Raw genomic sequence first — 5871 nt, 5'->3', positions numbered from 1 at the left:
GGTGGTGCACTGCCCGGCCTACCCGTCCGGCACCAGCGGCGGCCCCTGGATCAACACGGCCACCGGCGACGTGATCGGCGCGATCGGCGGCTATCAGCAGGGCGGCGACACCGACGACATCTCCTACAGCGCCTACTTCGACCACACCATCGCGGACCTGTACGCCCAGGCGGAGGCGGCCGCCTCCTGAGCCCGTCGGGCCCGGTTCCGCGCCGGGCCCGGTCCGGCCCCGTCCGGCCCCACCGGGCCCGGAACACGACAAAGGCCCAGATCGTGGATCAACTCCACTGATCTGGGCCCTGATTACACTCTCGCCATCACTGCGTGAGTGCCCCCGGTAGGATTCGAACCTACGCACCCGCCTCCGGAGGGCGGTGCTCTATCCCCTGAGCTACGGGGGCCTGTTGGCCTGTCGGTCGCTCGCGCTTCCGACGTGGAGAACACTACCAGGCTTCGGACGCGGCCCGTGCACGGGTTTCCCCGAAGATCGTCGCGGCGGCCCGGCGGCCCGGCGGGCGGGGGAGCGGAAGTGCCCAAAGGCCGGACGGGGCGGCGGGGCCGCCGATACCCTCGGTGAGGTGTCGGGAGTGTCCGGGCGGGTCCTCGTGGTGGACGACAGCGAGGTGATCCGCCAGCTGATCAGGGTCAACCTGGAGCTCGAAGGCTTCGAGGTGGTGACCGCCGCCGACGGCGCCGAGTGCCTGGAGGTCATCCGCCGGGTGCAGCCGGACGTGGTGACGCTGGACGTGGTGATGCCGCGGCTTGACGGCCTGCGGACGGCGGCCCGGCTGCGCGCGACCCCGGACACCAGCCGGCTGCCGATCGCGATCGTGAGCGCCTGCACCCCGGCGGACCTCGACCTGGGGGAGACGGTCGGGGTGGACGGCTACCTCGGCAAGCCCTTCGATCCGGCCGACCTGGTGGCCCTGGTGCGACGCCTGATGCGGCTCACCGGGCACCCCGGCGGGCCGCCCGGCGAAGAGGCCGGCGAGGAGGGCGGCGGGCAGGCCGGCGACAGGGCCGGTGAAGCCGCCGCCGTAGTTCGCCCTGAGCGAACAGGGCGCACCGATCGCGGCTGAGACCCCGTAACGACGGCACCCCGGCGTCTCAACCGGTAAACCGAGTGGCGGGCGGGCACCCCGTCTCGCCTACGCTTGGCGTCGTGACCCCCGCAGACCTTTCCCAGGCAATCCAGGCCGCAGTGAGCTCCGCCGTCGAGGCGGGCGAGCTGGCCGTCGCCGTGCCCGAGCACGTGACGGTCGACCGGCCCAAGAACCGGGACCACGGCGACTACGCGACGAACGTGGCCCTCCAGCTCGCCAAGGCGGCCGGCAAGCCGCCGCGAGCCGTTGCCGAGCTGCTGGTCGAGCGACTGCGAGGGATCACCGGCGTCGCCAAGGTCGACATCGCCGGTCCGGGCTTCCTGAACATCACCCTGGACACCGCCACCGCCGGTGCGCTGGCGCGCACCATCGTCGAGGCGGGCGAGGCCTACGGCCGCAACGACGCCCTCGGCGGCCTGAAGATCAACCTGGAGTTCGTCTCCGCCAACCCGACCGGCCCGATCCACATCGGCGGCGTCCGCTGGGCCGCCGTCGGCGACTCGCTGGCGCGCGTGCTGCGGGCCTCCGGTGCCGACGTCACCACCGAGTACTACCTCAACGACGCCGGTGTGCAGATCACCAAGTTCGCCGCCTCGCTGCAGGCCGCCGCGAACGGCCGCGAGGTGCCCGAGGGCGGGTACGTCGGCGAGTACATCGTCGACATCGCCAAGGCGCTCACCGACGCGGTCCCGGGCGTGCTCGACCTGCCCGAGGACGAGCAGCTGCAGGTCTTCCGCACCGAGGGCCTCAAGCTCATGGTGTCCGAGATCCAGCGCTCGATGGACGAGTTCGGCACCCACTTCGACGTGTGGTTCTCGGAGAAGACGCTGCACGACTCCGGCGCGGTCGAGAAGGCCATCGACCGGCTGCGCGAGCAGGGCCACGTCTTCGAGCAGGACGGCGCGGTCTTCCTGCGCACCACCGACTTCGGTGACGACAAGGACCGCGTCCTGATCAAGGCCGACGGCGACAAGACCTACTTCGCCGCCGACGCCGCGTACTACCTGTCCAAGCGGGACCGCGGCGCCGAGGTCGCGCTCTACATGCTGGGCGCCGACCACCACGGCTACGTCAACCGCCTCAAGGCCATCTCGGCCTGCGCGGGCGACGACATGAACCACAACATCGAGGTGAAGATCGGCCAGTTCGTGAAGATGCTTCGCGACGGCGAAGAGGTCCGCATGTCCAAGCGGGCCGGCAACATCATCACGATCGACGACGTGGTCGAGTGGATCGGCGTGGACGCCGCCCGCTACACCCTGGCGCGCTCCTCCACGGACTCGACGATCACGCTGGACATCAACCTGCTGACCAGCCAGACCAACGAGAACCCGGTCTTCTACGTCCAGTACGCGCACACCCGGATGTGCGGCGTGGCGCGCAAGGCCGCCGAGCTGGGCGTGGACAAGGGCACGGTCGAGCAGTTCAAGCCCGAGCTGCTCGCCACCGAATGGGAGTCCGACGTGCTCGGCCACCTCGCGGAGTTCCCGCGGGTGCTGGCCACGGCCGGCGAGCTGCGCGAGCCGCACCGGGTCGCCGTGTACCTGGAGAAGCTCGCGGGCAAATACCACCGCCTGTACGAGAACTGCATGTTCCTGCCCAAGGGCGACGAGGAGCTCAACGACACGCACCGCGCCCGCCTCTGGCTGGTCGAGGCGACGCGCACCGTGCTCGCCAACGGCCTCACGCTCCTGGGCGTGACGGCGCCCGAGCGGATGTAGGCACCACCCCCAAGCGCACAGCGGGGGCGGCTGACGGTCAACGGGGACCGTCGCCGCCCCTCGCCATAGGTCTCGAAGGATCTACGAAGATGAGCCGCTCCGCACACCCGGCAGGCCCCCGCCACGGCGACGTCCTGCCCGAGGGCCACTACCAGGCCCCGCCCGCCGACCTGAACGCGCTCGACCCCAAGGTCTGGTCGCGCACCGTCGCCCGCGACGCCGAGGGCGTGGCCACCGTCGGCGGCGTCGACGTCAAGCGGCTGGCCGCCGAGTTCGGCACCCCCGCCTACGTGCTGGACGAGGAGGACTTCCGCTCCCGGGCGCGCGCCTGGCGGGACGCCTTCGGCACCGAGGCGGACGTCTACTACGCCGGCAAGGCGTTCCTCTCCAAGGCCGTCGTGCGCTGGCTGCACGAGGAGGGCCTCAACCTCGACGTGTGCAGCGCGGGCGAGCTGGCGGTCGCGCTGGCCGCCGGGATGCCGCCGCGGCGGATCGCGCTGCACGGCAACAACAAGTCGGCGGACGAGCTCGAACACGCGGTGAGGACCGGCGTCGGGCACATCGTGGTCGACTCCTACGACGAGATCGAGCGCCTGGCCGCGATCGCCGCCCGCCAGGGCGTGCGCCAGCAGGTGCTGATCCGGATCACCGTCGGCGTCGAGGCGCACACCCACGAGTTCATCGCCACCGCGCACGAGGACCAGAAGTTCGGCCTGTCCCTCACCGGGGGCGCGGCCGCCGAGGCGGTGCGCCGGGTGCTCGGCCACGACAGCCTGGAGCTGCGCGGCATCCACTCGCACATCGGCTCGCAGATCTTCGACATGGCCGGCTTCGAGGTGGCCGCCCGCCGGGTGGTCGGCCTGCTGGCCGGGATCCGCGACGAGCACGGCGTCGAGCTGCCCGAGATCGACCTCGGCGGCGGCCTCGGCATCGCGTACACCAGCGAGGACGACCCGCGCGAGCCGGCCGAGATCGCGGCCGCGCTGGCCGACATCGTCCGCCGCGAGTGCGCCGCCGCGAACCTGGACACCCCCCGGCTGAGCGTGGAGCCGGGCCGGGCGATCGTGGGCCCGACGGCGTTCACGCTGTACGAGGTCGGCACCGTCAAGCCGCTGGAGGGCCTGCGCACCTACGTCAGCGTGGACGGCGGGATGTCCGACAACATCCGCACCGCGCTGTACGACGCCGAGTACTCGGTGGCCCTGGTGTCGCGCACCAGCGACGCCGAGCCGATGCTGGTGCGGGTGGTCGGCAAGCACTGCGAGTCCGGCGACATCGTCGTCCGGGACGCCTTCCTGCCGGCCGACCTGACCGCCGGCGACCTGATCGCGGTGCCCGCCACCGGCGCCTACTGCCGTTCGATGGCGAGCAATTACAACCACGCCCTCAAGCCCCCCGTGCTCGCCGTCAAGGACGGTGCGGCGCGGGTGATCGTCCGGCGCGAGACGGAGGAGGATCTCCTGCGTCTGGATATCGGATGACGAAATCCTTGTCTCAGATCATGGAACGACCGTAGATCCGTACGGAAAGTCCCGGAGACTGGTACGGACCGAAGTTCCCGGCGGTCCAGGAAAACCCGCCGGAAATTACCGAAGCTGATGAATGCAGAGCGGAGTCGGATGATGCGTACGCGCCCGCTGAAGGTGGCGTTGCTGGGTTGTGGTGTGGTGGGCTCCGAGGTGGCGCGCATCATGACGACGACGGCCGACGACCTCGCCGCTCGCATCGGTGCTCCGGTCGAGCTGGCCGGGATCGCGGTCCGCCGCGCCGGGCGGACCCGCCCGGGCGTCCCCGAGCACCTGATCACCACCGACGCCGAGGCCCTGGTCAACCGGGGCGACATCGACGTGGTGGTCGAGGTGGTGGGCGGCATCGAGCCGTCCAAATCGCTGATCCTGTCCGCCTTCGGGCAGGGCGCCTCGGTGGTCAGCGCCAACAAGGCGCTGCTCGCCAAGGACGGCACCGAGCTGCACGCCGCGGCCGCCGCGGCCGGGGTGGACCTGTACTACGAGGCCGCGGTGGCGGGCGCGATCCCGCTGCTGCGTCCGCTGCGCGAGTCCCTCGCGGGTGACAAGGTCAACCGGGTGCTGGGCATCGTCAACGGCACCACCAACTTCATCCTCGACAAGATGGACACCACCGGCGCCGGTTACTCGGAGGCGCTGGAGGAGGCCACCGCGCTGGGCTACGCCGAGGCCGACCCGACGGCCGACGTCGAGGGCTTCGACGCCGCCGCCAAGGCCGCGATCCTGGCCGGCATCGCCTTCCACACCAAGGTCACCGCGGCGGACGTCTACCGCGAGGGCATCACCGAGGTGACCGCGGCCGACATCGCCTCCGCCAAGGAGATGGGCTGCGTGGTCAAGCTGCTCGCGATCTGCGAGCGGGCCGCGGACGGCGAGTCCGTCACCGCGCGCGTCCACCCGGCGATGATCCCGCTGTCGCACCCGCTGGCCTCCGTCCGCGAGGCGTACAACGCGGTGTTCGTCGAGGCCGAGGCGGCCGGCCGGCTGATGTTCTACGGCCCGGGCGCGGGCGGTTCGCCGACCGCCTCCGCGGTGCTCGGCGACCTGGTCGCGGTCTGCCGCAACAAGCTGGCCGGCGCCACCGGTCCCGGTGACTCGGTGTACACCCGGCTGCCGGCCAAGCCGATGGACGAGGTGGTCACCCGCTACCACGTCAGCCTGGACGTGGACGACCGCGCGGGTGTGCTCGCGCAGGTCGCGTCCGTCTTCGCCGAGCACGGCGTGTCCATCGACACCGTGCGCCAGCAGGGCCGCGACGGCGACGCCTCGCTCGTCGTGGTCACCCACCGTGCCACCGACGCCGCGCTGTCGGCGACGGTCGACAAGCTCCGCGCGCTGGACAGCGTGCGGGACGTGGCCAGCATCATGAGGGTCGAAGGGGAATAAGGAACCAGCCATGAACGCCGTTGCCGAGAACGTCGTCCGAGGCGCGCACACCCACCAGTGGCGCGGCCTGATCGAGGAGTACCGGGACCGCCTGCCGGTCACCGCGGCCACCCCGGTGGTCACCCTGCTGGAGGG

Annotated in this window: 4 protein-coding genes, 1 tRNA gene and 2 pseudogenes; 6 read left to right on the top strand and 1 reads right to left on the bottom strand. The window is 71.4% G+C overall.

Annotated elements, in window-relative coordinates; all coding sequences use genetic code 11:
* Positions 1 to 190: pseudogene (locus ACIQOV_RS23745) on the top strand (serine protease); the annotation flags it as partial.
* A gap of 139 nt (positions 191 to 329) precedes the next feature.
* On the opposite strand, the gene ACIQOV_RS23740 reads toward ACIQOV_RS23745, so the two are convergent.
* Positions 330 to 401 (bottom strand) — tRNA-Arg (locus ACIQOV_RS23740).
* Between the two features lie 186 nt (positions 402 to 587).
* On the opposite strand from ACIQOV_RS23740, the gene ACIQOV_RS23735 reads away from it, so the two are divergent.
* From ACIQOV_RS23735 to ACIQOV_RS23715, 5 genes and pseudogenes are all read left to right on the top strand, one after another.
* On the top strand, positions 588 to 1079 hold the full coding sequence (locus tag ACIQOV_RS23735; protein WP_401051483.1) for a response regulator: 492 nt from the start codon (positions 588 to 590) through the stop codon (positions 1077 to 1079).
* 83 nt (positions 1080 to 1162) lie between these two features.
* Positions 1163 to 2824, top strand: coding sequence for an arginine--tRNA ligase (argS, locus tag ACIQOV_RS23730; protein WP_401051481.1), 1662 nt, complete (start codon positions 1163 to 1165; stop codon positions 2822 to 2824).
* 89 nt (positions 2825 to 2913) lie between these two features.
* A complete protein-coding gene (gene lysA / locus ACIQOV_RS23725) occupies positions 2914 to 4305 on the top strand; it encodes a diaminopimelate decarboxylase (protein WP_401051479.1) in 1392 nt (463 codons plus the stop codon).
* Between the two features lie 138 nt (positions 4306 to 4443).
* Positions 4444 to 5736, top strand: coding sequence for a homoserine dehydrogenase (locus tag ACIQOV_RS23720; protein ID WP_401051477.1), 1293 nt, complete (start codon positions 4444 to 4446; stop codon positions 5734 to 5736).
* A gap of 10 nt (positions 5737 to 5746) precedes the next feature.
* A pseudogene (locus ACIQOV_RS23715) lies at positions 5747 to 5871 on the top strand (threonine synthase); the annotation flags it as partial.

The sequence above is a fragment of the Kitasatospora sp. NPDC091257 genome (assembly GCF_044757675.1).
In the GTDB taxonomy this organism is placed as follows: Bacteria; Actinomycetota; Actinomycetes; order Streptomycetales; family Streptomycetaceae; genus Kitasatospora; species Kitasatospora lactacystinica.
Note: the sequence above shows the minus strand (reverse complement) of the source record. Positions and strands in the feature narration are given on the sequence as shown.

What these genes read in the sequence shown, in the direction of transcription:
- lysA (WP_401051479.1), top strand. Translation starts at nt 2,914, where the DNA reads ATGAGCCGCTCCGCACACCCGGCAGGCCCCCGCCACGGCGACGTCCTG.
- ACIQOV_RS23720 (WP_401051477.1), top strand. Translation starts at nt 4,444, where the DNA reads ATGATGCGTACGCGCCCGCTGAAGGTGGCGTTGCTGGGTTGTGGTGTG.